Source organism: Arthrobacter alkaliphilus (assembly GCF_021483235.1).
GTDB classification, from domain to species: domain Bacteria; phylum Actinomycetota; class Actinomycetes; order Actinomycetales; family Micrococcaceae; genus Arthrobacter; species Arthrobacter alkaliphilus.
The window spans coordinates 77891-102254 of the sequence record NZ_JAKEEC010000009.1; the positions used below are offsets into that span (position 1 = coordinate 77891).

At 64.7% G+C, this 24364-nt stretch carries 24 protein-coding genes and 1 tRNA gene; 12 read left to right on the forward strand and 13 right to left on the reverse strand.

All coding sequences use genetic code 11. The annotated features are described in order from the left end of the window. Nucleotides 1–148: 148 nt before the first annotated feature. Genes L0B83_RS08710 through L0B83_RS08730 form a run of 5 tightly spaced genes read left to right on the forward strand, consistent with a single transcriptional unit; the run spans nt 149 to nt 4919 of the window. Entirely contained in the window at nt 149–994 is an 846-nt protein-coding gene (locus L0B83_RS08710) for an aldo/keto reductase (protein WP_234758014.1), read from the forward strand. A gap of 26 nt (nt 995–1020) precedes the next feature. After that, complete coding sequence (locus L0B83_RS08715; RefSeq protein ID WP_234758015.1) at nt 1021–1992, forward strand: aldo/keto reductase; 972 nt, start codon at nt 1021–1023, stop codon at nt 1990–1992. Continuing rightward, nucleotides 1989–2993, forward strand: coding sequence for an SDR family oxidoreductase (locus L0B83_RS08720; RefSeq protein ID WP_234758016.1), 1005 nt, complete (start codon nt 1989–1991; stop codon nt 2991–2993). The genes L0B83_RS08715 and L0B83_RS08720 overlap by 4 nt, the downstream gene beginning before the upstream one ends. Before the next feature lie 20 nt (nt 2994–3013). Continuing rightward, nucleotides 3014–3844: an aldo/keto reductase gene (locus L0B83_RS08725; RefSeq protein WP_234758017.1), complete on the forward strand. Its 831-nt coding sequence runs from the start codon at nt 3014–3016 to the stop codon at nt 3842–3844. A gap of 4 nt (nt 3845–3848) precedes the next feature. Continuing rightward, complete coding sequence (locus tag L0B83_RS08730; RefSeq protein ID WP_234758018.1) at nt 3849–4919, forward strand: lactonase family protein; 1071 nt, start codon at nt 3849–3851, stop codon at nt 4917–4919. Here L0B83_RS08730 and malQ read toward each other — a convergent pair. Next, nucleotides 4916–7108, reverse strand: coding sequence for a 4-alpha-glucanotransferase (gene malQ / locus L0B83_RS08735; RefSeq protein ID WP_234758019.1), 2193 nt, complete (start codon nt 7106–7108; stop codon nt 4916–4918). The two genes, L0B83_RS08730 and malQ, sit on opposite strands and share 4 nt — an antisense overlap. A gap of 317 nt (nt 7109–7425) precedes the next feature. On the opposite strand from malQ, the gene L0B83_RS08740 reads away from it, so the two are divergent. Then, entirely contained in the window at nt 7426–8454 is a 1029-nt protein-coding gene (locus L0B83_RS08740; RefSeq protein WP_234758020.1) for a PHP domain-containing protein, read from the forward strand. Nucleotides 8455–8682: 228 nt separating this feature from the next. On the opposite strand, the gene L0B83_RS08745 is transcribed toward L0B83_RS08740, so the two are convergent. The 9 genes from L0B83_RS08745 to L0B83_RS08785 all read right to left on the reverse strand — a co-directional run bounded on the left by L0B83_RS08745 (nt 8683) and on the right by L0B83_RS08785 (nt 15915). Beyond that, entirely contained in the window at nt 8683–9729 is a 1047-nt protein-coding gene (locus L0B83_RS08745) for a HoxN/HupN/NixA family nickel/cobalt transporter (protein ID WP_234758021.1), read from the reverse strand. Further along, a complete protein-coding gene (locus tag L0B83_RS08750; RefSeq protein ID WP_234758022.1) occupies nt 9729–10724 on the reverse strand; it encodes an urease accessory protein UreD in 996 nt (331 codons plus the stop codon). Before L0B83_RS08750 ends, L0B83_RS08745 begins: the two co-directional genes overlap by 1 nt. Next, nucleotides 10721–11338 (reverse strand): urease accessory protein UreG, encoded by a 618-nt coding sequence (gene ureG / locus L0B83_RS08755; protein WP_234758023.1) that lies wholly within the window; start codon nt 11336–11338, stop codon nt 10721–10723. Before ureG ends, L0B83_RS08750 begins: the two co-directional genes overlap by 4 nt. A 16-nt stretch (nt 11339–11354) precedes the next feature. Then, nucleotides 11355–12026, reverse strand: a complete 672-nt coding sequence (locus L0B83_RS08760) for an urease accessory protein UreF (protein ID WP_234758024.1) — start codon at nt 12024–12026, stop codon at nt 11355–11357. A gap of 168 nt (nt 12027–12194) precedes the next feature. After that, nucleotides 12195–12680 (reverse strand): urease accessory protein UreE, encoded by a 486-nt coding sequence (gene ureE, locus L0B83_RS08765; protein WP_234758025.1) that lies wholly within the window; start codon nt 12678–12680, stop codon nt 12195–12197. Between the two features lie 18 nt (nt 12681–12698). Next, complete coding sequence (gene ureC / locus L0B83_RS08770) at nt 12699–14444, reverse strand: urease subunit alpha (protein ID WP_234758026.1); 1746 nt, start codon at nt 14442–14444, stop codon at nt 12699–12701. Continuing rightward, nucleotides 14434–14790, reverse strand: coding sequence for an urease subunit beta (locus L0B83_RS08775; RefSeq protein ID WP_234758027.1), 357 nt, complete (start codon nt 14788–14790; stop codon nt 14434–14436). Before L0B83_RS08775 ends, ureC begins: the two co-directional genes overlap by 11 nt. Nucleotides 14791–14799: 9 nt before the next feature. Then, nucleotides 14800–15102: an urease subunit gamma gene (locus tag L0B83_RS08780; protein ID WP_078106942.1), complete on the reverse strand. Its 303-nt coding sequence runs from the start codon at nt 15100–15102 to the stop codon at nt 14800–14802. A 204-nt stretch (nt 15103–15306) separates the two neighbouring features. Beyond that, complete coding sequence (locus tag L0B83_RS08785; protein ID WP_234758028.1) at nt 15307–15915, reverse strand: DedA family protein; 609 nt, start codon at nt 15913–15915, stop codon at nt 15307–15309. A gap of 96 nt (nt 15916–16011) precedes the next feature. Between L0B83_RS08785 and L0B83_RS19880 the strand changes: the two genes are divergently transcribed. After that, complete coding sequence (locus tag L0B83_RS19880; protein WP_234758029.1) at nt 16012–17403, forward strand: CoA transferase; 1392 nt, start codon at nt 16012–16014, stop codon at nt 17401–17403. A 53-nt stretch (nt 17404–17456) separates the two neighbouring features. Here the strand turns inward: L0B83_RS19880 and L0B83_RS08795 are convergent. Continuing rightward, nucleotides 17457–17529 (reverse strand) — tRNA-Lys (locus L0B83_RS08795). 275 nt (nt 17530–17804) lie between these two features. Between L0B83_RS08795 and L0B83_RS08800 the strand changes: the two genes are divergently transcribed. The 3 genes from L0B83_RS08800 (at nt 17805) to L0B83_RS08810 (ending at nt 20334) form a co-directional block, all read left to right on the forward strand. Next, nucleotides 17805–18464: a hypothetical protein gene (locus L0B83_RS08800; protein WP_234758030.1), complete on the forward strand. Its 660-nt coding sequence runs from the start codon at nt 17805–17807 to the stop codon at nt 18462–18464. A 237-nt stretch (nt 18465–18701) separates the two neighbouring features. Then, entirely contained in the window at nt 18702–19319 is a 618-nt protein-coding gene (locus L0B83_RS08805) for a DUF47 domain-containing protein (protein ID WP_234758031.1), read from the forward strand. A 1-nt stretch (nt 19320) separates the two neighbouring features. Continuing rightward, nucleotides 19321–20334, forward strand: a complete 1014-nt coding sequence (locus L0B83_RS08810) for an inorganic phosphate transporter (protein WP_234758032.1) — start codon at nt 19321–19323, stop codon at nt 20332–20334. Nucleotides 20335–20348: 14 nt separating this feature from the next. On the opposite strand, the gene L0B83_RS08815 is transcribed toward L0B83_RS08810, so the two are convergent. Then, complete coding sequence (locus tag L0B83_RS08815) at nt 20349–21023, reverse strand: response regulator (RefSeq protein WP_234758033.1); 675 nt, start codon at nt 21021–21023, stop codon at nt 20349–20351. Continuing rightward, entirely contained in the window at nt 21020–22597 is a 1578-nt protein-coding gene (locus tag L0B83_RS08820; RefSeq protein ID WP_234758059.1) for a sensor histidine kinase, read from the reverse strand. The genes L0B83_RS08815 and L0B83_RS08820 overlap by 4 nt, the downstream gene beginning before the upstream one ends. A 240-nt stretch (nt 22598–22837) precedes the next feature. On the opposite strand from L0B83_RS08820, the gene L0B83_RS08825 reads away from it, so the two are divergent. Both L0B83_RS08825 and L0B83_RS08830 read left to right on the forward strand, forming a co-directional pair. Then, nucleotides 22838–23845, forward strand: a complete 1008-nt coding sequence (locus L0B83_RS08825) for a Bug family tripartite tricarboxylate transporter substrate binding protein (protein WP_234758034.1) — start codon at nt 22838–22840, stop codon at nt 23843–23845. Then, nucleotides 23842–24363, forward strand: a complete 522-nt coding sequence (locus L0B83_RS08830; RefSeq protein ID WP_234758035.1) for a tripartite tricarboxylate transporter TctB family protein — start codon at nt 23842–23844, stop codon at nt 24361–24363. Before L0B83_RS08825 ends, L0B83_RS08830 begins: the two co-directional genes overlap by 4 nt. Nucleotide 24364: the final 1 nt, after the last annotated feature.

The window sequence follows — 24364 nt, forward strand, 5'->3', positions numbered from 1 at the left end:
CCGCAAGGCCCCCTTTCTACGGCAAAGGTAGGACTACGAGTCCTAGGAAAAACAGGGGGCGTCAAAACTGCTGATTGTTGTCCCGAAAGTGCATAGGCTCGAAAAAGCCAGTCAAACAAGCAAACCACCAGCGACCAAAGGGACCGACATGTCCAACGCTCAGAATTCAACCGTTCCCGGGCTCGTCCTGAACAACTCGGTAACCATCCCGCAGCTCGGCTTCGGCGTCTTCCAGGTCCCGCCTGCCGAGACCCAGAAGGCCGTGGAGGACGCCCTCGAGGCCGGTTACCGGCACATCGACACCGCTGCGGCATACCGGAACGAATCCGGCGTCGGGGCGGCACTCAAGGCCTCCGGCATCGTCCGGGAGGAACTGTTCATCACCACCAAGCTCCGCAACGGCGAACAGGGCTCGGCCGCGGCGGCCTTCGACAACAGCCGCCGCGAACTCGGCCTCGACGTGATCGACCTCTACCTGATCCACTGGCCCGTGCCATCCCAAGGCCTCTTCGTGGACGCGTGGAAGGTGCTTGAAAAGATCCACGCCGACGGCGGCGCCCGGGCTATCGGCGTCTCCAACTTCCTGCCGGACCACCTCGACACCCTCCTGGCGTCGGCCGACGTCGTGCCGGCCGTCAACCAGATCGAACTGCACCCGACCTTCCAACAGCGGGAGCTGGCGGCGAAGAGCCGCTCGCACGGAATCGCCGTCGAGGCCTACAGCCCCCTCGGACAGGGAGCGGACCTTGAGTCGGAAACGGTCACCGGACTTGCCGAAAAGCACGGCGCCACCCCGGCGCAGATTGTGCTGGCCTGGCACCTCGGAACCGGCAACATCGTCATCCCCAAGTCGGTCCGCCCCGAGCGGATCCGGGAGAACCTGGCGGCGGCGTCGCTGCAGCTCACCCCGGACGAACTGGCGGCTATCACAGCGCTCGACGCCGGTGGCCGCATCGGCGCCGATCCCGCCGTCGCGTCCTTCAGCCAGATGTAGAACAGACAGCGTAAGGAACACACCCCATGCAATACACCCACCTCGGCCGCTCAGGCCTCAGCGTCTCGCGCTTGTGCCTCGGCACCATGAACTTCGGCCCGCAGACGGAAGAATCCGCCGCCCACTCCATCATGGATTCCGCCCTGGAATCCGGCATCAACTTCTTCGACACCGCCAACGTCTACGGCGGCAAGGACCATCGGGGCTGGACGGAGGAAATCCTGGGCCGCTGGTTTGCCAGGGGCGGCGAGCGCCGCGAACGCGTGGTCCTGGCCACCAAGCTCTACGGCACCATGACTGAGCGACCTAACGAGTCCAAGCTCTCCGCACTCAACATCCGTCGTGCCTTGGACGCGAGCCTGAAGCGCCTGCAGACCGACTACATCGACATCTACCAGTTCCACCACGTGGACCGGAACACGCCGTGGGACGAGATTTGGCAGGCCATCGAGGTCGCGGTCCAGCAAGGCAAGATCCTCTACTCCGGAAGCAGCAACTTCGCCGGCTGGCACATCGCCCAGGCCCAGGAAGCGGCGGCGCGGCGCAACTACAACGGACTAGTAAGCGAGCAGTCCATCTACAACCTGATTACCCGGAATGTCGAACTGGAAGTCATCCCGGCCGCCCAACAGTACGGCCTCGGGATCATCCCATGGTCGCCGCTCCACGGCGGGCTTTTGGGCGGGGTGCTGAAGAAAGAGCGCGAAGGCGTCCGTCGCCTTGAAGGCCGCGCGGCCGAGACTTTGAAGAAGCATGAAGACCAGATCCGCCAGTACGAGGACCTTGCCGACGACCTTGGCCAGGAGCCCGGCGACGTGGCACTGGCTTGGTTGCTGCACCAGCCGGCGGTGACCGCGCCGATCGTGGGACCGCGCACCCAGGAGCAGTTGGACGCCGCCATCAGGGCTTTGGATGTGACCCTCGACGCCGACGCCCTCAAGCGGCTCGACGACATCTTCCCCGGCCACCGGACCGCGCCGGAAGACTACGCGTGGTGACGTCGGCGCCTTTGCGCCTGCTGTTCATCGGCGGGACCGGGACCATCAGCGCGGCGGCGGCGGAGCGCGCAATCGCGCTGGGTCACCGGCTCACGATGCTCAACCGCGGACTCAGCTCGGAAAGGCCGGCCCCTCCCGGCACGGAGTTGCTCCAGGCGGATATCCGCAACCCGGCCGAGGTGGCGGAGGTACTGAAAGGCCGCGAGTTCGACGTCGTCGCGGACTTCATCTCCTTCACGCCGGACCACGTAGCCACGGCGGTGGAGCTGTTCCGCGGCCGGACCGGCCAGTACGTCTTCATCAGTTCGGCTTCGGCCTATCAAAAGCCGCCCGCGCACTTGCCGATCCTCGAGTCGACCCCGCTGAGAAACCCGTTTTGGAAGTACTCGCAGGACAAGATCGCGTGCGAGGACTCCCTCATGCAGGCGTACCGCAACGAGGGATTCCCGGTGACCATCGTCCGGCCGTCGCACACTTACGACCGTACGCGGATCGCCTTGCTGGGCGGCTGGACTGACATCCACCGCATGCGGGAAGGCCTGCCTGTGATCGTCCACGGCGACGGTACGTCGCTATGGACCCTCACGCACACGGATGATTTTGCGGTTGCTTTCGTTGGCCTCCTCGGGCGTCCGCAGGCTGTGGGTGAGAGCTACACCATCACCTCGGACGAAGCACTCCCCTGGGACCAGGTCTACCGCCTCTTCGCAACGGCGGCAGGGGTACCGGCACCCGAACTGGTGCACATCGCTTCTGAGACCATCGCCGCGCACTCCCCCGAACTTGGCCCTGGCCTTCTCGGGGACAGGTCCCACTCCGTGGTCTTCGACAACACCAAGGTCAAAACACTGGTGCCTTGGTACCGGGCAGAAATCCCGTTCGCCGCAGGGGCCCGGGAGATCGTCCGGTGGCATGATGAACATCCAGGCATTAAGCACGTGAACCAGGACTTCATGAAACTCAGCGATCAACTGGTCCAATGGGCACGGAGGCCGATCTAGCGAACTGAAAGGACAGGACCATGGCACCCGCTCCTACCGTTAGGCTCAACGACGGCAACGCCATTCCGCAAATCGGCCTCGGCACGTGGCCGCTCGACGACGCCCAGGTCGCCGCGGCGGTGGTGTCCGCCGTCGAACTTGGCTACCGGCACGTCGACACGGCGTACCGCTACGGTAACGAGGCCGGCGTCGGGCAAGGCGTGCGGGACTGTGGCATCCCGCGCGAGGAACTCTTCATCACCACCAAGCTGGACGGAACCTACCAAGGCCGCGATCGCGCCGTCGAGGGGCTTGAGGGATGCCTCAAGCGGCTCGGACTGGACTACGTGGACCTTTTGTTGATCCACTGGCCGCTCCCCCAACGGAATGAATTCGTGGCCACTTGGGAGACTTTCGAGCGCCTCCAGACTGAGGGGAAAGCGCGTTCGATCGGCGTGTCCAACTTCAAGCCCACGCACCTTGAGCGGCTCCTCAAGGAAACATCGGTGGTGCCGGCCGTCAACCAGATCCAGGTCTCGCCGTCCATCACGCGGATCGATGAGCGTGCATTCAACAGCAGCCACGGCATTGCCACAGAGTCGTACAGTCCGTTGGGTGCCGGCAGTGATCTCCTGAACGCGCCGGTCTTGTCCGCGATCGGGAAGAAACACGGAAAGACTCCTGGACAGGTGGTACTGCGCTGGCACATCCAGGAGGGGCTCGTCGCCATCCCGAAGTCCGCAAACCCGCAGCGCATGAAGGAGAACCTGGACGTTTTCGACTTCACGTTGGATCACGACGATCTGTCCGCGATAGCCACTTTGGACGCCGGTGCCGACGCGGGAGTCGACTCGGACGTTCAGGGACACTGAAAGCATGGCAGAGGACACCGACGGAACGCTGATCTGGTTGGGCTCATACACGGCGGACAGCGACGGGCACGGAGCGGGCATCGGTGCCATTGCCGCCCGGGCAGATGGAAGCCTGGATTGGCTGGGCACCGCGGTCCAAGCGCCGTCGCCGTCGTTCCTTGCCGTCCATCCGACGCTGCCCGTGGTCTATGCGGTGGCCGAGGCCGCGCAGACGGTCCGGGCATACCGGCGGACTGGACCGTTCGGCCTTGAGCCGCTCGGCGGGGCCTGGCCGGCCGGAGCCGCGGCCTGCCACGTCGCCGTCGACCCTTCCGCCCGCTTCATCGTGGTCAACTGTTGGGGCGACGGGAACGTGCTGCTCTACGGCCTCGACGACGACGGCGGCATCATCTCGCGCTTTGCCGCGCCACCCGCGAAGGACCCCCACGCCGGCGTCGACGGAGCCGTCGACGTCGCTACCGGCGGTCCGCGGGTGAGCAGGGCCCACGCAAGCCTCATGCTCGAGGACGGCCGGGTCATGACCACGGACCTCGGCTTCGACCTCGTACGGGTGTGGAACTACTTCCCGGACACAGGGCTGCTTCCCGACCACCAAGTCGCGCTCCCCCTGGGCAGCGGCCCGCGGCACTTGGTCCAGCACCCCACCGCCGACGCGGTCTTCGTGGCAACCGAATACTCCATCGAAGTGGCGGTGCTCCTGCCCGGCGCGGACGGCCGCTTTGTCCTCCACCATCGCGGTCCCGCGACTGCCGGCGGAGCCGCCGACGGCGACGCCGCAGCGGAGATCGCGCTGTCCCCGGACAACCGCTTCGTCTACACGGGGATCCGAGGCTCCAACCGGATCTCCGTATTGGCCGTCGAAGGTAGCGGAACCCGGCTCCGTGCCGTTGCTGACGTGCCCAGCGGAGGAGACTGGCCCCGCCACCACCTGGTCCGCGACGGCTGGCTCCACGTGGCGCACGAGCGTTCCAACCAAGTCACCACGTTCGCCCTGGACCGTGCCACGGGCATCCCGGGCGTGGTCCGCGAGCAGCTGGCCACGGGCTCGCCCACGGCTTTGGTCCTGGCTACCTAGCCGCGGACAGCCTCATCCACTGCCGCAAGCAACGAGTTGAACCGAGGGTTCGCGTCGAGGTCGTCGATGAGCACGGCGCGTCCGCGGTCGTCGGCCAGAGGTACTTGCCAGTTGGGGTATACGTCCGAAGTCGTTCCCGGCTGGTTCTGCACGCGCCGTTCCCCCACGGCATCCACCAACGCGACGCCCAGCAGGACCGACGGCGCGAGGGCCAGCAGCCGATGCAGCGCCTCGATGACCTGCTCCTCGCCAAGCGCTTGTCCGTCGGCCGGCAGCAGGCCCCGTTCCCGCAGCAAGGCCATCATTTTGTCCAGGCCGGCCTCGTGCTCGGCTCGTTCCTCGGCTACGCTCCGTTCGAGCAAGCCCAGTCGGCTGCGGAGTTCCACGTGATCGCCGGCGAGATACCCCGCGGTCGGCGGGAGGTCATGGGTGTTGACGCTCGCGAGGGCCTGCGTTCGGTAGCGTTCAGGCGGCAGGGGCGAGTCGCCGTCGTACTCGAACCAGAGAATGGACGTGCCCAGGATGCCGCGCGCGGCAAGGTAGTCCCGCACCCACGGCTCGAAGACGCCCAAGTCTTCACCGATTACCACCGCTCCCGCGCGGTGCGCCTCCAAGGCGAGGATGCCGATGAGGGCCTCGTGGTCGTAGCGGACATAGGCGCCGTCGCGGGCGGAGTTGCCGGCGGGCACCCACCACAAGCGGAAGAGCCCCAGGATGTGGTCCACGCGGATTCCGCCGGCATGGCGGAGGACGGTGGAGAGCATCGCGCGCAAGGGCGCGTAGCCCGCTTCGGCCAAACGGATCGGGTGCCACGGCGGCTGGTTCCAGTTCTGGCCGAGCTGGTTGTACATGTCCGGCGGTGCGCCAACGCTGACACCCGGCGCGAAGCTGCTGCGCAGGGTCCATGCGTCTGCGCTGCTCAGGTCCGCCCCGACGGCGAGATCGTGCACCACTCCCAAGCGCATGCCAGACCGCTTTGCCGCGGCCTGGGCTGACTCGAGCTGCTCATCGCAGATCCACTGGAGCCACCGGTGGAAACCGATCCGATCGGCCAATGCCTGGCGCATCGATTCAACAATCGGCGAACCGAGGGTGGTCCCGGGGTCCTGCCAGAAGCGGTCCTCCGGCGAGCGGTCCTCACGGATCGCGCACCAAAGAGCGAAGTCATCCAGTCCCGGGCCGGACTCGCGGCAGAACTCCTCGAAGGCGCGTTGCCGGGCCGGAGAAAGCTTGACGGTATGAAGGAGTTCCAAGGCGGCAAGCTTGGCGGCAAAGATCTGATCCCGGTCCAGCCGTTCCGCATCCCTGTTGAGCGCGTGGACGTGATCCAAGAGCCGATCCACCGTGGCGCGTTTCCGTGGCTTTAGATATGCCAACTCGGGAATATCTTCTACCCGGATGTAGAGGGGGTTGAAGAATCGCCTGGAGGACGGAGAATACGGCGATGCTTGGACCGGAGGCACCGGATCTGCGGCGTGCAGGGGGTTCACGAGGATGTAGTCAGCCCCGCGAGCGCCGGTCAATGCGGCCAAGTCGGCCAAATCCGCGAAATCTCCAATGCCCCAAGAGCGCTTCGAGCGAACGGAGTACAGCTGCGTGGCAAGTCCCCAGCCCCGCCGTTCCTCGAGCTGCGATGCCGTCTGCAACTTGGCTGGAACCACTGCGAGGGCGGCGGTGGCCGACACGCCGTCGGACTCGGCCGTGAGCGAGTGCCAGCCGAGCGGCAACCCGGCGGGCACCTCGAACGTGGCACGGCCTGTGGGCACTCCGTCCACCTCGCGCGGCGGTTCCCAGTCCTCCTGTTGAACCGCGGCACGTTCCGTTCCGTCCTCGAGTGAAATGGTCAGGCGGACGGGCGAACCGTCGCGGACGTGGACGTGCACAGCCGTCGCAGTCCCCTCCTGGACGACGACGGCGGGTGGCAGCATCCGCCGCCACGGCGCCACTTCCGCTTCCGCGAGCGCCGCCTCGATCTGTTCGTTGGAATGCGCGGCAACTCCGAGGGCACCAAGTACCTGGATCAATGTGGCGGGTGAAACGTCGTGTTGCAGCCCATCCCAGCCATTGAACGATGTCCCGACGCCATGGACATCCGCGAGCCGGTGAAGCAGATCCTCGTCAATGGCGGAGTCCAAAGTGGATGGAATCGCCGTGGTGTAGGTGTCCTGCTGGATGGGAGTGTTGGTCATGTCCGCCTCGTCTGCGATGTGATTCGTCCGAAGGTGCATACCGCCCCGCATCCAACTCGAGCGAGGCAACTGGTTCCGATTATTGCAGGGGGGTGGTGGCCGGCCCAGTTATTTCCGTCAGCATGACGCCCCAAACCCGGGAACGCCTGCTCACATACAGACGCCTAAACCGAAACGCCCGGTCACAACCAACCACCCAAACCCAAACCCCCGGTCACATACGGGCGCCCAAACTGGAACCCCCACTCACGTATGGGCGCCCAAACCCAAACGCCCGGTCACGTACATAGGGGCGCGGCGTGGTACATGATTGAGCCATGGACGCAATCGACGCGCTCAACGAAACCGCCTTCTGGCTGGAACGGGAACTTGCAGACAGCTTCAAGGTCCAGGCGTTCCGCCGAGCTGCGGGCATCATCGCGGAGCTGAGCCAGGAGGAGCTGGCTGCCCGGCTGAAAGATGGCCGCCTCAAAAGGACCAAGGGAATCGGCAGCAGGACCTACGAGGTGATCAGCCAGGCCGTGGACGGCCGCGTTCCGGATTACCTTGAGAACCTCCGGCGTCGCGGCGCCGAGCCCTTGGCGAACGGTGGACATAAGCTGAACGCCGAGCTCCGAGGCGACCTGCACAGCCATAGCAACTGGTCAGACGGCGGCTCGCCGATTGAGGTCATGGCCGATGCGGCTCGTATACTCGGTCGGGAATATATTGCGTTGACCGATCATTCTCCGAACCTCACGATCGCAAACGGGCTGAGTCCGGAGCGCTTGATGGAGCAGCTCACCGTTGTGGATGGGATCAACGAGCGCTACGGCCAGGAGCCGGGCTTCCGGCTATTGACCGGGATCGAAGTAGACATCCTGGAAGGTGGCGAGTTGGACCAGTCCGAGGACCTGCTCGGTCAGTTGGACGTCGTGGTGGCCAGTGTGCACTCCAAGCTCCGCTCCGAAAAGGGGCCGATGACCCGGCGGATGCTCGCGGCCATCGAAAACCCGCACACCAATGTCCTCGGCCACTGCACGGGTCGCTTGGTTAAGGGATCGCGGGGAACTAGACCGCCGTCGGAGTTTGACCCCCGGGAAGTCTTCGCTTCGTGCGCCGAGCACTCGGTCGCCGTCGAAATTAATTCGAGGCCCGAGCGCCAGGATCCGCCGGACGAACTAATCCAGATCGCCCTCGATGCAGGCTGCCTTTTCAGCATCGACAGTGACGCGCACGCTCCCGGCCAGCTCGATTTCCTGCAGTACGGCGCAGAGCGGGCGGAAGCCAATGGGGTCCCAGCCGAGAGAATCATCACGACGTGGCCGCTTGCCCGGCTGCTGGAGTGGCTGCAGGCCAAGAAATAGCCCCTCGGCCGGGCGTCGTCGGAGGCGAAGATGACCGGGCGTCGTTGGAATCCGACCCAAAAGTGACCGGGCGTCGTTGGAATCCGCCCCAAAAGTGACCGGGCGTCGTCAGATTTCCACCCAAAGGTGACCGGGCGTCGTTGAAATCCGACCCAAAGGTGACCGGGCGTCGTCAGAATTCGGCCCAAAGGTGACCGGGCGTCCCGTTTAGGGGTTAGCAGTTCCGGGTTAGGCGCGGCGGCGCGATGCCCGCAGCCGCAGGGCAGCAACCGCCCACACGACCGCGAACAGCGCAATCAGCACCAGCCCGGCGTCGCCGAGGTCGATATCGCCCAGCCATGTGGTGACGGGATCCGTGAGGCGGAAGGCCGTGTTGAGGAACCCGCCCAGCGTGATGACCGAGATGAAGAGTGCCGAGAACGCCGAGATGCCGGTGATGATGGCGTTGAATCCGAGCTTGCGCCGGGGATCGTGGATGGCGGACTTGTACATGCGCATCATGGCCACGCCGTTGACCGAATCGCACAGTGTCATTGCCGCGGTGAAGGCCAGCGGCAACGCCAGGAGGGCGAGCACGGACACACCGGCGAGCGACGCCGCCGTCGTAAGCACCAGCAGCCCGATGGTGGTGGCGGTATCGAATCCCAGGCCGAACAGGAACCCGATCACGTAGATGTTCCGCGGACGCTGGACCTTGGATAGCGGCTTGGCCAGGAGCCGTGCGATGGCCCCTTTGGTCTCGAGGTCCTCGACGGCGATCGCGCCGCCGGCTTGGGCGGTGCGGTACAGCTTCACGGTGCGGACGAATGCCGAGCCGTTGAAGATGCCCATGGCCAAGAGGAAGAGCCCTGAGACGACGCTGCCGATCAGCCCGAGCACGAGGTGCCCGGTGGTGCCGTCCTCCATGAGCTGGCCCACCAGTCCGGCGCCCCCGACCACCATGACACCTGCCAGGATGACCACGGAGCTGTGGCCCAGGCTGAAGGCAAAGCCGACACTCACCGGGTCTTTGCGCTGTGCCACGAATTTTCGGGTGGAATTGTCGATCGCGGCGATGTGGTCCCAGTCGTAACTGTGCTTGATACCGGCCACGTAGGCCGTCAGCACGAGGCCCAGCGCGAGCGGCTGCCCGCCACCGGTACCACCCACGAACAGCAGGACGACGGCGGCAAAGTGCAGGAGGACGACCGAACCGAACATGAAGGCAAGGCGCGACTTCATGGGCAGATGCTCACGCTGGCGGTACATCGAAGCGAACTCGGCAAGTGAAGTCATCAGTACTTCCTAAGGTTCAGCGGCGCCCTGCCATACCAGCGTCCGCGCACAAGGCCGGTACAGGCACCGAGCAATCGATTCAGTTCCTCGGTGCTGTTCGACAGGGATCGTAGGACCAGTCCTGTCGTGCCAGCAAGGGTTCGCGTCAACGACAAGCCCGTATACGCGTCGTACCCCGCCGTCAGTTGGCGCAGTTCGTCGGCGAGCGCCTGGTCAACGCGCGGATCCACGACGACGAGCGAACCCAGGTGGCTGTACCCCTCCATGAAGCCCAATCCCGTCACATCGCTCTGGGGTGGGCGGATGAGGAGGTTGTCGAGCGCAAGCAACGCCGCGCCGTCGTCGCCCTCCACCCGGATCTCGTTCCGCAGCCGCAGTTCCCGGTACTTGAAAGACGCGCCGTCCGGCGACCAACCGGGAGTGATCACTTCCGCCATGACGAAGCTCGACGTCGGACTAACAGTGATGCGCGTATCCTGCCGATAGCTGGCCTCCCTGTAGGCGATGAGCTGATCCGGCGCCAACTCCAGTTCGGCACCTTCTCCGAGCCGTATGGTCATCCGCTGCTCCGCGTGGAATGCCGGCGTCCGATAGATCTTCGTGGCCGACTGGGTCGTCAAAAGCAACGAAGCCCCGGCCTCGACCTCCACATCCACAACGTAGAGGTCCGCCCCCAAATACGCCCCGCCCGGGTTGACCATGACGTAGCAAACCTGCCCGGATTCATCCAAGTAGTGCGGCCTCAAAACCCGCAAGGCACCCTGATGAAACTGCTGCACGGCCACGGAACGCCCCGCACGCTTCGCGACCCGCAGACTGAGCTCCCCGCGTGGTGAGACGACAGCAGCCGCGGAGCCGGATATAGAGGGCCGCGGCGTGGCGGGCACCGCGAAGCGGGCACGGCCCTCTATATCCGGCGAAGCGCCGAAAGCAGCGCCAGCAAGCGGGTCCAGCGCCTGTGCCGACGTCGCTGTCGCGTTCGCGGGTGCGCTCATGACGCCAGGTCGAGCATCAGGACGTCGTGCCTTATCCACTCGATGACCTTGTCCAGCCCTTCGTCGGTCTTGAGGTTGGTGAAGCAGAAGGGCTTGTCTCCGCGGAATTCCTTGGAATCCCGCTCCATGATCGACAGGTCTGCGCCGACGAATGGGGCGAGGTCGGTCTTGTTGATGATGAACAGGTCCGACTTGATCATGCCTTGGCCTGCTTTGCGGGGGATTTTCTCGCCCTGGGCGACGTCGATGATGTAGATCGAGAAGTCGACGAGTTCGGGGCTGAACGTCGCGGAGAGGTTGTCGCCGCCGGATTCGACGAAGATGACCTGCAGCTCGGGGTGGCGTTTCTTGAGTTCCTCGATGGCGGCCGTGTTCATGGACGTGTCTTCGCGGATGGCGGTGTGCGGGCAGCCACCGGTTTCGACGCCGATGATCCGGTCCTCGGGCAGGATGCCGTTGGCCGCGAGGATTTTGGCGTCCTCGATCGTGTAGATGTCATTGGTGATCGCGGCCATGGAGATTTCACGGCTCATGTGGCGCGTGAGGCGCTCAACGAGCTGCGTTTTGCCGGCGCCGACCGGTCCGCCGATGCCGATCTTGATGGGTTCAGACATGTGTCCTCCTGTGGTTCTAGCTCATGAACATGCGCGCACGTTGCCATTCGTGCCGCATCTGCGAAATTTCCAGTCCGGGGCTGACGGCCCCTAGGTCGTCCCAGCCGAGGCGCTGGACCTGCTCGGCCGCGGCAGCGACGTCGTCGTGCGCCTTGCGCAGCAGCCGCTGCCCGGAGTTCTGGCCCAACGGGATGGCGCGCACGGCGTTCTGCGTCAGCGAGGTGACCGTCGCGAAAAGGTACGCGGCGAGCGCCTCCTCGACGGGCACGCCGAGCGAGCGCGCGACGACGGCGAACGCCAACGGCTGGTGGCCGGCGGCCCGGCCCGTGGTCACCAAGGCCCGGTACGCCTCCAGCTCCGCCGACGGAAAGACTTCCGCCCCGATTTCCAGCAGCCGACCGCCCATCTTCGTACTCGCCTCCCGAACCTGCCGGGGCAAGAGCTGGGCACTCAGGTGCTCATCCAACTCCCCCACATCGACGCCCTCATAAAGGAAGCGAATGGCCAACCCCTCCGAATAAGTCAACTGCTGCCCCACAAACGCGGACAACCACGTCCCGAACGAGGTTTCATCGTGAATCAAACCCCGCTCGATGTACGTCTCAAACCCCAAGGAGTGAGCAAATGCACCAGTAGGCAACGCGGAGTCGCACAACTGCTGAAGCGCCAGCCGATAAGTCCCGCTCATGAGGTGCCTCGCCCGAGCGCAGCTGGGGTGACGTACAGAGCGGAGGCGGGTGATAGGGGCCGCGGCGTGGCGGGCACCGCGGAGCGGGCACGGCCCCTATCACCCGCCGGAGGCAAGCCGACCGGGTCGGCGGCGCCCCAACCCGACCGACCGCTGCGGCGAACGGACTCAGTGCGTATGTTCAGCATGGCGAAACGGCACCGGCATCACGCGTTCCTGGCGTTCGTACGGCACGCCGACGTGTTTGAGGTAGTCCTCGACTGTGTGGTCGTACTGGCACACCATGACTTCGGCCCCGTACTCGGAGTCGCCGTCGAAGAATTGCGCCTGCAGGTGGCGGTTGCCGAGGGAGTGCGCCACTACGCCCATTTCGTAGATGCTGCGGGCGGCGATGACCAGGACGTCGGTGGGCAGCACGGACACGACAATTAGGTTCGCGTCCGCGACGGAGAGGATGTCGCCGTCGCGCAGGTCCCCGGATCCGGCCGGAAGGCGGATCCCGAGTTCCTTCCCGTGGTCAGTGGTGACCCTCTGGATGCGTTTGACCAGCTGGGCGCTGGGCAGGACCACCTTCTCCTTGTGGAGTTTGGCGAGCTCCGCGGCCTCGGCCTGCGGCAGCTCGTGCAGGTTGCCGAGGATCTTTTCGATGATCATGTGGGTTCCTTCGGCGATCTAGAAAAGGAAGTAGCGCTGGGCCATGGGCAGCACGTCGGAGGGCTCGCAGGTGACGTCTTCGCCGTCGACCGTCACTTTGTAGGTTTCCGGGTCGACGGCGATATCGGGGGTCTCGCCGTTGAACTTGAGGTCCGCTTTGGCCAGGTTCCGGATGCCGGAGACCGCCCGGATGACGCGTCCAAGGCCTAGCTCTTCCGGGACGCCGGCGTCGATGGCGGCCTTGGACAGGAAAGTGATGGAAGACTGCTGCAAAGCTTTGCCGTGGGTGGCGAACATGGGACGCATGGTGCGCGGTTGCGGTGTGGGGATGGAGCCGTTGGAATCGCCCATGAGTGCGTAGGCAATCTGGCCGCCCTTGATGACGAGGTCCGGCTTCACGCCGAAGAAGGCCGGATTCCACAGGACCAGGTCGGCGAATTTGCCCACTTCCACGGAGCCGATGGAGTCTGCCATGCCCTGCGCGAGGGCGGGGTTGATGGTGTATTTGGAGATGTAGCGCTTGATCCTGAAGTTGTCGCTCTCCGCGCCCAAGCCGTTTTCAGCGCCATGGCTGGCGCCGGACGGGTCCTTGAGCACGCCCCGCTGCCGCTTCATGGCGTCGGCCACTTGCCAGGTGCGAGTGACCACTTCGCCCACCCGGCCCATGGCCTGGGAATCCGAAGAGGTCATGGAAAAGATGCCCAGATCCTGGAGCACGTCCTCGGCCGCGATGGTTTCTGCCCGGATGCGGGAATCAGCAAAGGCCACGTCTTCCGGGATGTCCGGGTTGAGGTGGTGGCACACCATGAGCATGTCGAGATGCTCTTCGATGGTGTTCCGCGTGTACGGCAGCGTGGGGTTGGTGGATGCCGGAAGCACGTTGGGCAATCCGGCGATCTTGATGATGTCCGGGGCGTGCCCGCCTCCCGCGCCTTCTGTGTGGAAAGTGTGGATCACGCGGCCATCGATCGCCTTGATCGTGTCCTCCACGAATCCGCACTCGTTGAGGGTGTCCGTGTGGATGGCCACCTGTACGTCGTACTCGTCGGCCACGCGCAGGGACATGTCGATGGAGGATGTCGTGGCGCCCCAGTCCTCATGGACTTTCAGGCCCACTGCGCCTGCGCGGATCTGTTCGGCCAGCGGCTCGATCGCCGATGCGTGGCCCTTGCCGAAGAGGCCGATATTGATCGGCAGCCCTTCGGCGGCTTGCAGCATCCGCGAAATGTGCCATTTGCCGGGCGTGATGGTTGTGGCCTTGGTGCCTTCGGCTGGTCCTGTGCCGCCGCCGACCATGGTGGTGATGCCGCTGCACAGGGCCGTGGGGACTTGGTCCGGGGAAATGTAGTGGATGTGGGTGTCCACCCCGCCTGCAGTGAGGATCTTGCCTTCCCCGGCGATCATTTCGGTACTGGCCCCGATGACGATGTCCACGCCGTCGGCAATCTGCGGGTTGCCTGCCTTGCCGATCTTGAAGATGTGGCCGTCTTTGAGCGCCACATCGGCCTTGTAGATCCCGGTGTAGTCGAGGACCACAACGTTCGAAATGACGGTGTCCGGAACGTCCTCGTCCCGGGTCACTTGGCCGTTCTGCCCCATCCCGTCGCGGACCACCTTTCCGCCACCGAACATGACCTCTTCGCCGTAGGCCGTGTAGTCCTTTTCAATCTCGAGGAAGAGTTCGGTGTCCGCCAAGCGGATCGAGTCGCCCGTCGTCGGCCCGTAGAGGTCCGCGTACTGCTTTCGCGAAATTTCAAAGCTCATTTGGCTGTCCTTCCTTGCCGTCCGCCGGGCCGGGCGTGCTGTCGAGCGGGCCGTTGACGCCGTTCCGCAGGCCGTAGACTTCGCGGCTGCCGGCAAGCGCGATGAGTTTGACGGTCTTGGAATCGCCGGGTTCGAAGCGCGCGGCCGTTCCGGCGGGGATGTCCAAGCGGCGGCCGTAAGCGGCTTCGCGGTCAAAATCGAGTGCGGGATTCGACTCGGCAAAGTGGTAGTGCGAGCCCACCTGGACCGGGCGGTCGCCGCGGTTCACGACGTCGACGGCGATTGCCTCGCGTCCGCTGTTGCAGGTGATGGGCTCTGCCTGGAGACGGTACTCACCGGGAATCATGTTGGCCTCCTAGCGGATGGGATCGTGGACGGTGACGAGCTTGGTGCCGTCGGGGAAGGTGGCTTCGATCTGCACGTCATGGATCATCTCCGGCACGCCCTCCATCACGTCCTCACGGCGAAGCAGGGTGGTCCCGTAGCTCATGAGCTCAGCGACGGTTTTTCCGTCCCGGGCGCCCTCGATGAGTTCGTAGCTGATGATCGCCACGGCCTCGGGAAAGTTGAGCTTCAAGCCGCGGGATTGCCGACGGCGGGCCAGGTCGGCCGCGACCACGATCATGAGCTTTTCCTGCTCACGGGGCAATAGGTGCATCGATTCTCCTTAAAGTTCTGTGCTGCAGAAGGCGGACATCAGATCACTCGAGGCTCAGATCGGCCGAGGACGTCGGGGCAGCTACTACGGTTATAACGACAAACATCAGGCATATCCAGTTCGACTATTCACCGCCCCTCCCGAACGAATTGTGACCAGCCTAGGGCCTTGAGGTTTCCGTCAGATTTCCGTGATCCTGCGGCCTCAGGCCTTCTTGGCGCGGTGTTTCCTGATCTGCCACACAAGCAGAATCGCCACCGCGATTACTGCCACCACAGCCGCGGAACCCCGGCCCACCAAGCGCGCAACTTCCTCGTACGAGTTGCCCGCCACGAAGCCAAGGGTCACGAACAAGGACCCCCAGACGATGCCGCCGCTGAAGTTCCAGAAAGCGAACCTCCGGTATGGCATCCGGCTGAGTCCGGCAAGCGCGGGCATGACGGCACGGAAGAACGCGGTGAACCGGCCCAGGAAAACCGCCAGGCCTCCCTTGTCTTTGAGGAAGTCCTCGGCCTTTTGCAACTGCTCGCGGCGTTTGTCGAGGATCTTCAGGGCCATGACCCGCGGGCCGAAGTGCTTGCCGATCTCGTAGCCCACGGTATCGCCCACGATCGCGGCCGTGACCACGATGGCGATCATGACCCACAACGGGAACACCCCGCGGCTCGCGATCACTCCACCGACCACCGCAGCCGTTTCGCCGGGGATCACGAACCCCACAAAGATTGCATCCTCAGCGAACACCAGGGCGAACACGATGCACGCAATCACGAGTGGGTTGGTGTTCGACAGTCCGTCCAATAGTGCCTGCATGAAGAACAGTCTGGCAGTTGAAGGCCCGCTTGGGCAGGAGGCGTTGCATCCGGCTGCCATTGCCCGTCTGGTGCGGCCCCGTCAAGAATGATGAGTGTGAACGACAGCTTCGCCGATGTGGCCTCCCGCCTGTGGCATGCGACCGGCGCCGATGATGCCGATTGGCCGGACGCTGAGCCGACGATCACGGGACCTCGAGCGGTGCTCCCGGCCGCTTTCGACGTGACAGGACTCGCCACCGGAGCAGTTGCCGTCGCGACGACGGCCGCAGCACAGTTCCTCACCGCCCGCCGCCGGTCAGGGCCGCGAACTGTGACAGTAGACAGCCGGCAATCCTGCGCCGCGTTCGCCTCCGAGCGGCTGTTCACCCCGATCGGCTGGAGCCGGCCACCCCTGTGGGACCCCATCGCCGGGAACTATCGTGCGTCGGACGCCTGGATCAGGCTGCACACCAACTACGCAAGCCACCGTGCCGCCGTCGAGCGGGTATTGGGAGCCTATGACCGCGAAACAGTCCAGACCGCAGTGGCCCGGTTCTCCGCCGAGGAGTTGGAGGCCGCGATCGTGGCGGCGGGCGGATGCGCTGCCGTTATGCACAGTCGCGCCCAGTGGCTCGCCTCGGCTCCGGGGGCGGCTACCGCGGACGCGCCGCCGCTGACCGTCGTCGAACGTCGTTCGCCCGGCACCGGCACGCCGAACGCCGTCGGGCAACTGCCCTTCGACGGGGTGCGCGTGCTGGACCTGACCCGGGTGATCGCTGGGCCCGTGTGCACCAAGTTCCTGGCCGGCTATGGTGCGGACGTGCTGCGGATTGACCCGCCGGGCTTTGAGGAGGTGCCGTCGCTGCTGCCTGAGACAACGCTCGGCAAACGCACGGCCGCTTTGGATCTCACCACCGCAACCGATCGTGCGACGTTCGAAGAACTGCTCGCGAGCGCCGATGTGCTCGTTTCGGGACTGCGTGCCGACGCCCTGGAACGCGTGGGTTACGACGACGAAACCCTGACCGCCGCGAGCCCCGCCCTGATCATCGCCAGCCTCGACGCCTACGGCTGGGACGGCCCATGGCGGAATCGCCGCGGGTTCGACAGCTTGGTCCAGATGAGCTGCGGAATCGCCGACGACGGAGCCACCGCGACCGGCCAAGGGGAGCCGGCCCCGCTCCCCGTTCAAGCGCTCGACCACGCGACCGGCTGGCTAATGGCCGGGGCGGTCGCCCGTGCCCTGAGCCGGCGCCTTACTCACTCGGTCACCGCCCGCATCAAGGGCTCACTCATCGGCACGGCCAATCTGTTGTACTCCCTGGCCCCGCCTAGCGAGTACCTGCCTTTACCCACACCGGATGACTTCGCCCTTACGGCAACCACCACATACTGGGGGCCTGCGCGACGCGCGCCCCTCCCGGGGCGAATCGACGGCGTCACCGCGCACTGGTCGCAGCCAGCCGGACCGCTCGGCCGGCACCCGGCTGCTTGGGCCACGCCGTAGCTTCTCCTGGCATAAGTAAACCCCCGGAACCGTTGGGTTCCGGGGGTGAAGGGTGGGCCCTGTGGGGCTCGAACCCACGACCCACGGATTAAAAGTCCGATGCTCTACCAACTGAGCTAAAGGCCCCTGCCGACTGTAGAAACAGCCATAAATACTGTACCTCAACCTCAACGGGCGTTCAGACACGGGCGGAACCGGCGCCGTCGTGACCTTTTTTGCTCAGGCGCTGGAGCGTTCTCCCCTCTTTTGGCCCAAACTACGACGACGGCGCGCGGCCGCGACGGCGTGTCGCAGCCCCGGCTGATCCAAACCTGGGGAGGATGCGTCGGCCATCGCGAGCCCGCAATGAACCAGCCCCGGTAAAGAGTGCACGAGCGAAAACACAGGAGTAGCGTTGGGGCATGAACGAACAATCGGGACCGCCGGTGTACGGCGGAGCAAATAGGCACCATAAGCCGAAACCCTTCGCGCCGGTTGACTTCGAACCGTTTGCCGGCGGTGCGGACCCCGCGCGCGTGTCCGAAGCCGCGCACCTTGCCGCCCAGGCGCTGGTTCGGCGCGGTCGGGACAGCGATGACCCCAAAATCACCAGGCGCCTTGTGAAGCTCGCTGACGAGCAAGGCCTGGACGCCATCGCCGAAATGTGGGCAGAGAGTCCGGCCAGGTCTTTGCCCGGCGCATTGTGGCGGCTCTATGCATTGCGTGCGGCCACGATGCAGAACTCCGAGCGCATTTCCGTGTACTTCAAGGCCGGCAGGGACACCGCCCAGGTTTCCCACGTTGTGGCGGGGGCAGCCGAGCCACCGGGAGCGGACGAAATGAAGCAGATGGCTGATGCCATCCTTTCCGGAGCGTTCGACGGCGATTTCGACGTAGCGCTGGAACGCTCAGCGGCGTTTTGCCGCGTCGTCGCGCTGGGCCAAGCCACCCTGGCGGACAGCGCCGAACATTCCAACGAAGGCCACGCGAGCAAGCTGACCCGGAACTCCCACCAGCTCGTGAAGACAGCCGAGGACCTTGAACACGCAGCGAATGCATGGCGACTTGGCGAACTCGACTGACGTGCAGCATCCGGATCAGCCTCGTGGCAACCACCACTGACGCCAGCTGTCAAGATTGACTTAGCTCGGACGACGTAGAAAACTGAAGCTGGTGTCGAACCGCGAAACCCCCGGGCTTCAACCTCTAGCCGCTTCGAGCGGCCTACCGCCGAGAGGCGTATCCGGTTCGGCACCATTTTTATGCCCTTCGGCGAAGACGCCGCCCCGTCCCGATCCCTCCCGCCTACCGGAAGCCAAATGAAGCTGCGTCTCTTCCCCCAAGAACCCGCCGGATTGCAATTGTTGTCGCAAATGGCCCGCGAGATTCTTGAGGCAACCGGGACGCTTTCTGAGATCTTCGGTGCTCCTGTCGCGGAGCACGAACGGCTTGTGGAGGAGATGCACGAACACGAGGCGAAATCCACGGATCTGCATTTCGCCCTCTTGACCCACATGCGCACGAGCTTCGTGAACCCGCTCCCCCGTGAGGACATGTATGCCCTCTCCCGTTTCCTCAACGAGGCGATGGAAAAGCTGGATGCCGCGGGCGAGGTCGTTGCCCTCTACAAACTTGACCGGCTACCCAAGCGCGCAGCGGACCAATTGGAGATCATCAGCCGTCAGGCGGAACTCACGGTTGAAGCGATGCGCCAACTGGACGACCTGGACGAACTCGAGGATTACTGGATTGAGGTGCTGCGCCTGGCCAAGCGGGCCGAGCGAAGCCACCGCACCTGGGTGGCCGAGATGCTCCGCGACATGAAGCCAACGCAGTTTTCGCGGAACCGGGAAGTGGCCAACCAACTCGTTGAAGTCACCAAGGACATGCGCCGCGTCGCGACCCAGGTAGGCAGCATCATCGTCAAGGAAGCATGAGGTGGCAGTCGCGTTCTTCGCCCTCGTGGTGGTTCTGGCGGCTGGCTTCGCATTCCTGAATGGCTTCCGCGACGTCTCCACCGCCGTCGCGCTCTCCGTACGCACCCGCGCCCTTACTCCGTCAGTCGCCGTGGTGTTGGCGGCCATCTTCAATTTTGCCGGGGTACTCCTCAGCGGCGGTTTCGCGCTGGTGTTCAGCCAAACCTGGGTGGTTCTCCCCTCCGGACTGCATGGGCTGATCATGCTCGCCGCCGGGCTGTGCAGCGCCATCCTTTGGGGAATCTACGCCTGGTGGCGGGGCGTGCCCCTCTCGTCAACCCATGCCCTGGTGGGAGGGCTGGCGGGCGCCGCAACCGCGCACGCAGTGATGGGAGGGAACTCCATCACTGGAGTAGACGGTATCTTGCTGACGCAGGTGGTCCTGCCGCTGGTGCTCTCTCCACTGATTGCGTTCCTTGGCGCCTATCTTCTCGTGTGGCCTGTCACGTGGGCCGCCCGCTACACCCAGCCGGATGTTGTGCATGGCCGCTTCCGCCACGCACAATCCGTCTCGGCCGCTGCCGTGGCGCTCGGCCACGGCCTGCAGGACGGGCAACGAACCGTGGCGGTGATCCTGTTGGGCGCTGTTGCAGCCGGGCTGTCCGACTCGGGCGAGCTGCCGTTTTGGGTCATCCCGCTGACGGCCGTCATGCTCACGGCGGGAACGCTTTGCGGTGGTTGGCGCATCTCGCACACCTTGGGCTACCGGCTCACGCGGGTGGACCCGATGCGGGGATTCATCGCCCAGAGCCTGACGTCATTGATGCTGTTCATCGGCGCTATCGGTCTCCAATTGCCGCTTTCCACCACGCACACTGTGACGTCGGCGGTGCTCGGCGCGGGAACCAACCAGAACTTTTCCGTCACCAACCGCAGGATGGTGCTGCGGATCCTGTGGTTCTGGGTCGCGACGCCGATCGCAACCGCCGCAATGGCGTTCATCCTTGGGCTGGCTCTCTCGCCGCTGTCGCACTAGGCAGCGCGCCCTCCTCAGCCGGCGCTCCGCCACACGTACCGGCGCTCCGGCCGGCCTACTCCGCCGTAGCGGAGCTGGACAGTGACCAGCCCTTCTTCGCTCAAGTACTCAAGGTAGCGCCGGGCACTGACCCGGGAGGTACCCAAAACATCGGCGGCCTCGGTTGCGGATAGATCCCGGTCCGATTCCTTCAGCAACCGTTCCACCATCCGCAGCGTCTCCGCGCTGCAACCTTTGGGCAGCGGGCGTTCGCGCCGGCTGAGCCCGAAGACCCGGTTCACGTCGGCCTGCTCGGCTGTGGTCTTGGACGCCGCCAGTGAGCTGTACGCACGCTGGTAGTGCTGGAGCCGTTCGCTCAGGTCGTCCGCCGAGAAGGGCTTCATAAGGTAGTGGACAATGCCGCCACGAAGTGCACGGCGTACGGTGTCGACCTCGCGCGCAGCTGTAATGACCAGCACATCAAGCTCGGGCAGTGCTTCGCGGAGCTGATGCAGCAAGTCCAGGCCACTGATATCGGGAAGGTGGATGTCCAGGAGGACCAAGTCCGGCTTCAGCCGTTTTGCCTCCTCCAAAGCCTGGGCACCTGTGTGTGCGACACCGAGCACTGAGAAGCCGGGGGTCTGCCGGACAAATCCTGAATGCACCTTGGCCACCATGAAGTCATCGTCGACTATCAGGACATTGATCATTCGATCGGACTCCGCTTCTTAAGGGAGGCGGTGAACACCGCACCTCCTTCGTTGTGGACCTTAACCTCTCCACCCCGCCTCGCACATGCCAGCCGGGTGAGCGCCAAGCCAAAGCCGCGCCCGCCGTCGGCCGTTATCGCTTTGGTAGTGAATCCCTGCCGGAAGATGTCCGCCATGCGGTCCTCAGCTACACCGGGACCGGAGTCCCGCACCGTGATCACCACGTTGTCAGGCTCTTCTGCCAACCTCACGCTGACCGTTGCGTGAGGGGAACCCGCGACGGCGTCGATCGCGTTGTCCACGAGGTTGCCGACGACGGTGGTCAAGTCCCTCGAGAAGCGTTCGTCAACGCGCCCCAACAGCGAGTCCTGGTCAAGCTGCAGCGTGACGACGCGCTCGGCGGCCAGACTCGCCTTCGCGATGAGCATGGCTGCGAGCGCGGGGTCGTGGATACGGGAGGTGACGTCGTCATGCAGGCGTGTGCGGCTGAGGCTGACGCCGCTGACGAAGCTGACCACCTCATCGTATTCCTTGAGTTGGATCAGCCCCGAAATGGTGTGAAGCTGATTGGCGAACTCATGTGTCTGTGCACGCAAGGTGTCGGTGGCAGTGCGCGTCGTTCCCAGCTCCTTTTCCAAGGTGGAGAGTTCTGTGCGGTCCCGCAGAGTAGTGACCGAGCCGATGACGCGCCCATGGGAAAGGACAGGCTTGCGGTTCAGAACCACCACCCGTTCTCCTGCCAGCACCAAGCGGTCCGGGTCCGGCTGCTCCGTGGTCAGGACCTCCCGCAATTCCGGCTCCACTCCAAGGTCGTTGAGCTTGCGGCCAACACAGTCGTCCGGCAGGCCGAGGAACTCCCGTGCGCTTTCATTGGCAACCGTGATCCGTTCCTGCTGGTCCAAGGCGATAACGCCTTCCTTCACGCCATGCAGGATGGCCTCGCGATGCTCCACGAGGCCGGCGATTTCCCCGGGTTCAAGGCCGAGTGTCTGCCGTTTCACGCGCCGGGACAGCAGAACGGAACCGGCCGTGCCCAATGCCAACGAAACACCGAGGTACGTGAGTAGGTCCGGTACGGCGTCGCCCAGCCTCTCCCAGACCGAAGGGTAATTCCAGCCGACGGCGACGATCCCCACCATCCGGCCCTCATCACTGAGCACCGGGACATGGGCCACCAGGGAGACCTTGCCGTTCATGCTGACTGCCCCGGTCCATGCGCGCCCCAAAAGGACGTCGCTATCACCCAGGTCCAGCAAGGTACCAAGCTGGGAGGGGTCGGGCGAAGTCAGGACCGTGCGGTCCGGTGTGGCCAGGATGACGAAACTGGAGCCGGACACAGTTCGGGCGGATTCAGCGACGGCGGGAAGCGCCGCGTGCTGCCTTGGCTCCGCGCCGGGAAGCAGGGAACGGACCACGGGCATCGCGGCGAGGGATTCGGCAGCTGACAGGGCGCGCCGCCCTTCCACGCGCTCGAAGGTCTGGATCGATTGGGCGAGCGAGATGAAAATGACCCCGACCAGCACAGCGAGCACAATCAGAAGCTGCAGCCCCAGATATTGGCCCGCCAGCGACATCCGGCGGCGGAGGATCCTTCGCCTTCGGGCAGCTTTGAGCACAGATTTCCTTTCCGCATCGGGGCCAGCCGGGTGCAGGCCATTCTGCTTCCGCGCGGGTCTTGTCCATTATCGGCCCATTGGGCCCTTGTGTGACCGTGACCACAATGAACACAACGATCTTTGAGAACACAACGGTGACCTGCCCCACCGCCGCCCGTAGCGTGAAGACACTCCCACCAATGATGAGAAGAGGAATACATGCGTCCAATGAACGCACTGCGCGCCATCGCTGTCGCTGCAGGCCTTGCCCTCGCGGCCCCCGGCTGCGGCGTCACCGGCGGCGCCGACGCCGGCAAGACGGGCAGCGCCCCTGCCGGCCCGCTGACCGGGCTCCGGATTATGGTCCCCAACACTCCCGGCGGCGGCTACGACACGACGGCCCGCACAGCAGCCAAGGTCATGGGTGATACAAAGACAGCTACAAACGTCGAAGTCTTCAACCTTGCCGGCGCCGGCGGGACGGTCGGCTTGGCGCGTTTGGTCAACGAAAAGGGCAACAAGGACCTTGCCATGCTCATGGGGCTTGGTGTGGTCGGTGCCAGCTACACCAACAAGTCCGAGGCGAAGCTGACGGCCACCACTCCCCTCGCCCGGCTCATCCAGGAACCCGGTGCCATCATGGTCGGCAAGGATTCCCCGTACAAGACCATCGACGATCTGGTGAAGGTCTGGAAGGAAGACCCCTCCAAGGTCTCCGTTGGCGGCGGCTCCTCACCCGGCGGTCCTGACCACTTGCTCCCGATGCAACTCGCCAAGGCAGTTGGCATCGACCCCAAGAAGGTCAACTTCGTCTCCTTCGACGGCGGTGGCGACCTGCTTCCGGCGATCCTCGGCAACAAGGTCGGATTCGCAGCCTCGGGCGCCGGCGAGTACCTCCAGCAGATCAAGTCCGGCGAAGTACGCGTGCTGGCCACGAGCGGGGAAACCCGTCTGGAAGGCGTCGATGCGCCGACGCTCAAGGAATCAAAGATCGACCTCGTCTTCACGAACTGGCGGGGTATCGTGGCTCCTCCTGGAGTTTCCGACGCCGACCGCGACCGTATTGTGGACGCCCTGACCAGGATGCACGCAAGCGATGAGTGGAAGGCAGCACTTAAGACCCGCGGCTGGTCCGACGCGTTCATCACCGGCAACGACTTCAAGTCCTTCCTCACGGATCAGGACAAGAGGGTGGCCGACGTGCTGAAGGAACTGGGGCTGGCGTGACTCAGCAAGCCACGGCCACCGGTAAACCGGCGGCAGTCAAAGGCCGTTCCGAGCTCGGCATTGCTGCCCTGCTCGGGGTGGCCGGCGCCGTCGTTCTCTGGGACGCGTCCCGCCTCGTTGTCCCATACTCCGTATCAGATCCGGTGGGTCCCAAGACCCTGCCGGTCATCATCGGGACCCTGCTTCTCGTCACAGCCGTGCTGCTGGCCGTCAACGTCCTGCGCGGCGGCCGCGGCCAGGCCGAAGAGGGAGAGGATGTTGACCTGAGTCACCCCGCGGACTGGAAGACCGTCCTGCCGCTGGCGGGCGCCTTTGTCCTGAACATCCTGCTGATCGACGTTGCAGGCTGGGTCATTTCCGGAACCCTGCTCTTCTGGGGCAGCGTGTGGGCGCTCGGTGGCCGCAACTACCTCCGGGACGGGCTGGTCTCCTTGGCCATGGCCCTTCTGGCCTTCTACGGCTTCTACTTCGGGCTGGGCATCAAGCTCCCCGCAGGCATCCTGGCAGGAATCCTCTGAC

Excerpts from the sequence above, each read along its gene's own strand:
- L0B83_RS08710 (WP_234758014.1), top strand. The coding sequence starts at position 149 with ATGTCCAACGCTCAGAATTCAACCGTTCCCGGGCTCGTCCTGAACAAC.
- L0B83_RS08715 (WP_234758015.1), top strand. The coding sequence starts at position 1,021 with ATGCAATACACCCACCTCGGCCGCTCAGGCCTCAGCGTCTCGCGCTTG.
- L0B83_RS08725 (WP_234758017.1), top strand. The coding sequence starts at position 3,014 with ATGGCACCCGCTCCTACCGTTAGGCTCAACGACGGCAACGCCATTCCG.
- L0B83_RS08730 (WP_234758018.1), top strand. The coding sequence starts at position 3,849 with ATGGCAGAGGACACCGACGGAACGCTGATCTGGTTGGGCTCATACACG.
- malQ (WP_234758019.1), bottom strand. The coding sequence starts at position 7,108 with ATGACCAACACTCCCATCCAGCAGGACACCTACACCACGGCGATTCCA.
- L0B83_RS08740 (WP_234758020.1), top strand. The coding sequence starts at position 7,426 with ATGGACGCAATCGACGCGCTCAACGAAACCGCCTTCTGGCTGGAACGG.
- L0B83_RS08745 (WP_234758021.1), bottom strand. The coding sequence starts at position 9,729 with ATGACTTCACTTGCCGAGTTCGCTTCGATGTACCGCCAGCGTGAGCAT.
- L0B83_RS08750 (WP_234758022.1), bottom strand. The coding sequence starts at position 10,724 with ATGAGCGCACCCGCGAACGCGACAGCGACGTCGGCACAGGCGCTGGAC.
- ureG (WP_234758023.1), bottom strand. The coding sequence starts at position 11,338 with ATGTCTGAACCCATCAAGATCGGCATCGGCGGACCGGTCGGCGCCGGC.
- L0B83_RS08760 (WP_234758024.1), bottom strand. The coding sequence starts at position 12,026 with ATGAGCGGGACTTATCGGCTGGCGCTTCAGCAGTTGTGCGACTCCGCG.
- ureE (WP_234758025.1), bottom strand. The coding sequence starts at position 12,680 with ATGATCATCGAAAAGATCCTCGGCAACCTGCACGAGCTGCCGCAGGCC.
- ureC (WP_234758026.1), bottom strand. The coding sequence starts at position 14,444 with ATGAGCTTTGAAATTTCGCGAAAGCAGTACGCGGACCTCTACGGGCCG.
- L0B83_RS08775 (WP_234758027.1), bottom strand. The coding sequence starts at position 14,790 with ATGATTCCCGGTGAGTACCGTCTCCAGGCAGAGCCCATCACCTGCAAC.
- L0B83_RS08780 (WP_078106942.1), bottom strand. The coding sequence starts at position 15,102 with ATGCACCTATTGCCCCGTGAGCAGGAAAAGCTCATGATCGTGGTCGCG.
- L0B83_RS08785 (WP_234758028.1), bottom strand. The coding sequence starts at position 15,915 with ATGCAGGCACTATTGGACGGACTGTCGAACACCAACCCACTCGTGATT.
- L0B83_RS08800 (WP_234758030.1), top strand. The coding sequence starts at position 17,805 with ATGAACGAACAATCGGGACCGCCGGTGTACGGCGGAGCAAATAGGCAC.
- L0B83_RS08805 (WP_234758031.1), top strand. The coding sequence starts at position 18,702 with ATGAAGCTGCGTCTCTTCCCCCAAGAACCCGCCGGATTGCAATTGTTG.
- L0B83_RS08815 (WP_234758033.1), bottom strand. The coding sequence starts at position 21,023 with ATGATCAATGTCCTGATAGTCGACGATGACTTCATGGTGGCCAAGGTG.
- L0B83_RS08820 (WP_234758059.1), bottom strand. The coding sequence starts at position 22,597 with ATGTCGCTGGCGGGCCAATATCTGGGGCTGCAGCTTCTGATTGTGCTC.
- L0B83_RS08825 (WP_234758034.1), top strand. The coding sequence starts at position 22,838 with ATGCGTCCAATGAACGCACTGCGCGCCATCGCTGTCGCTGCAGGCCTT.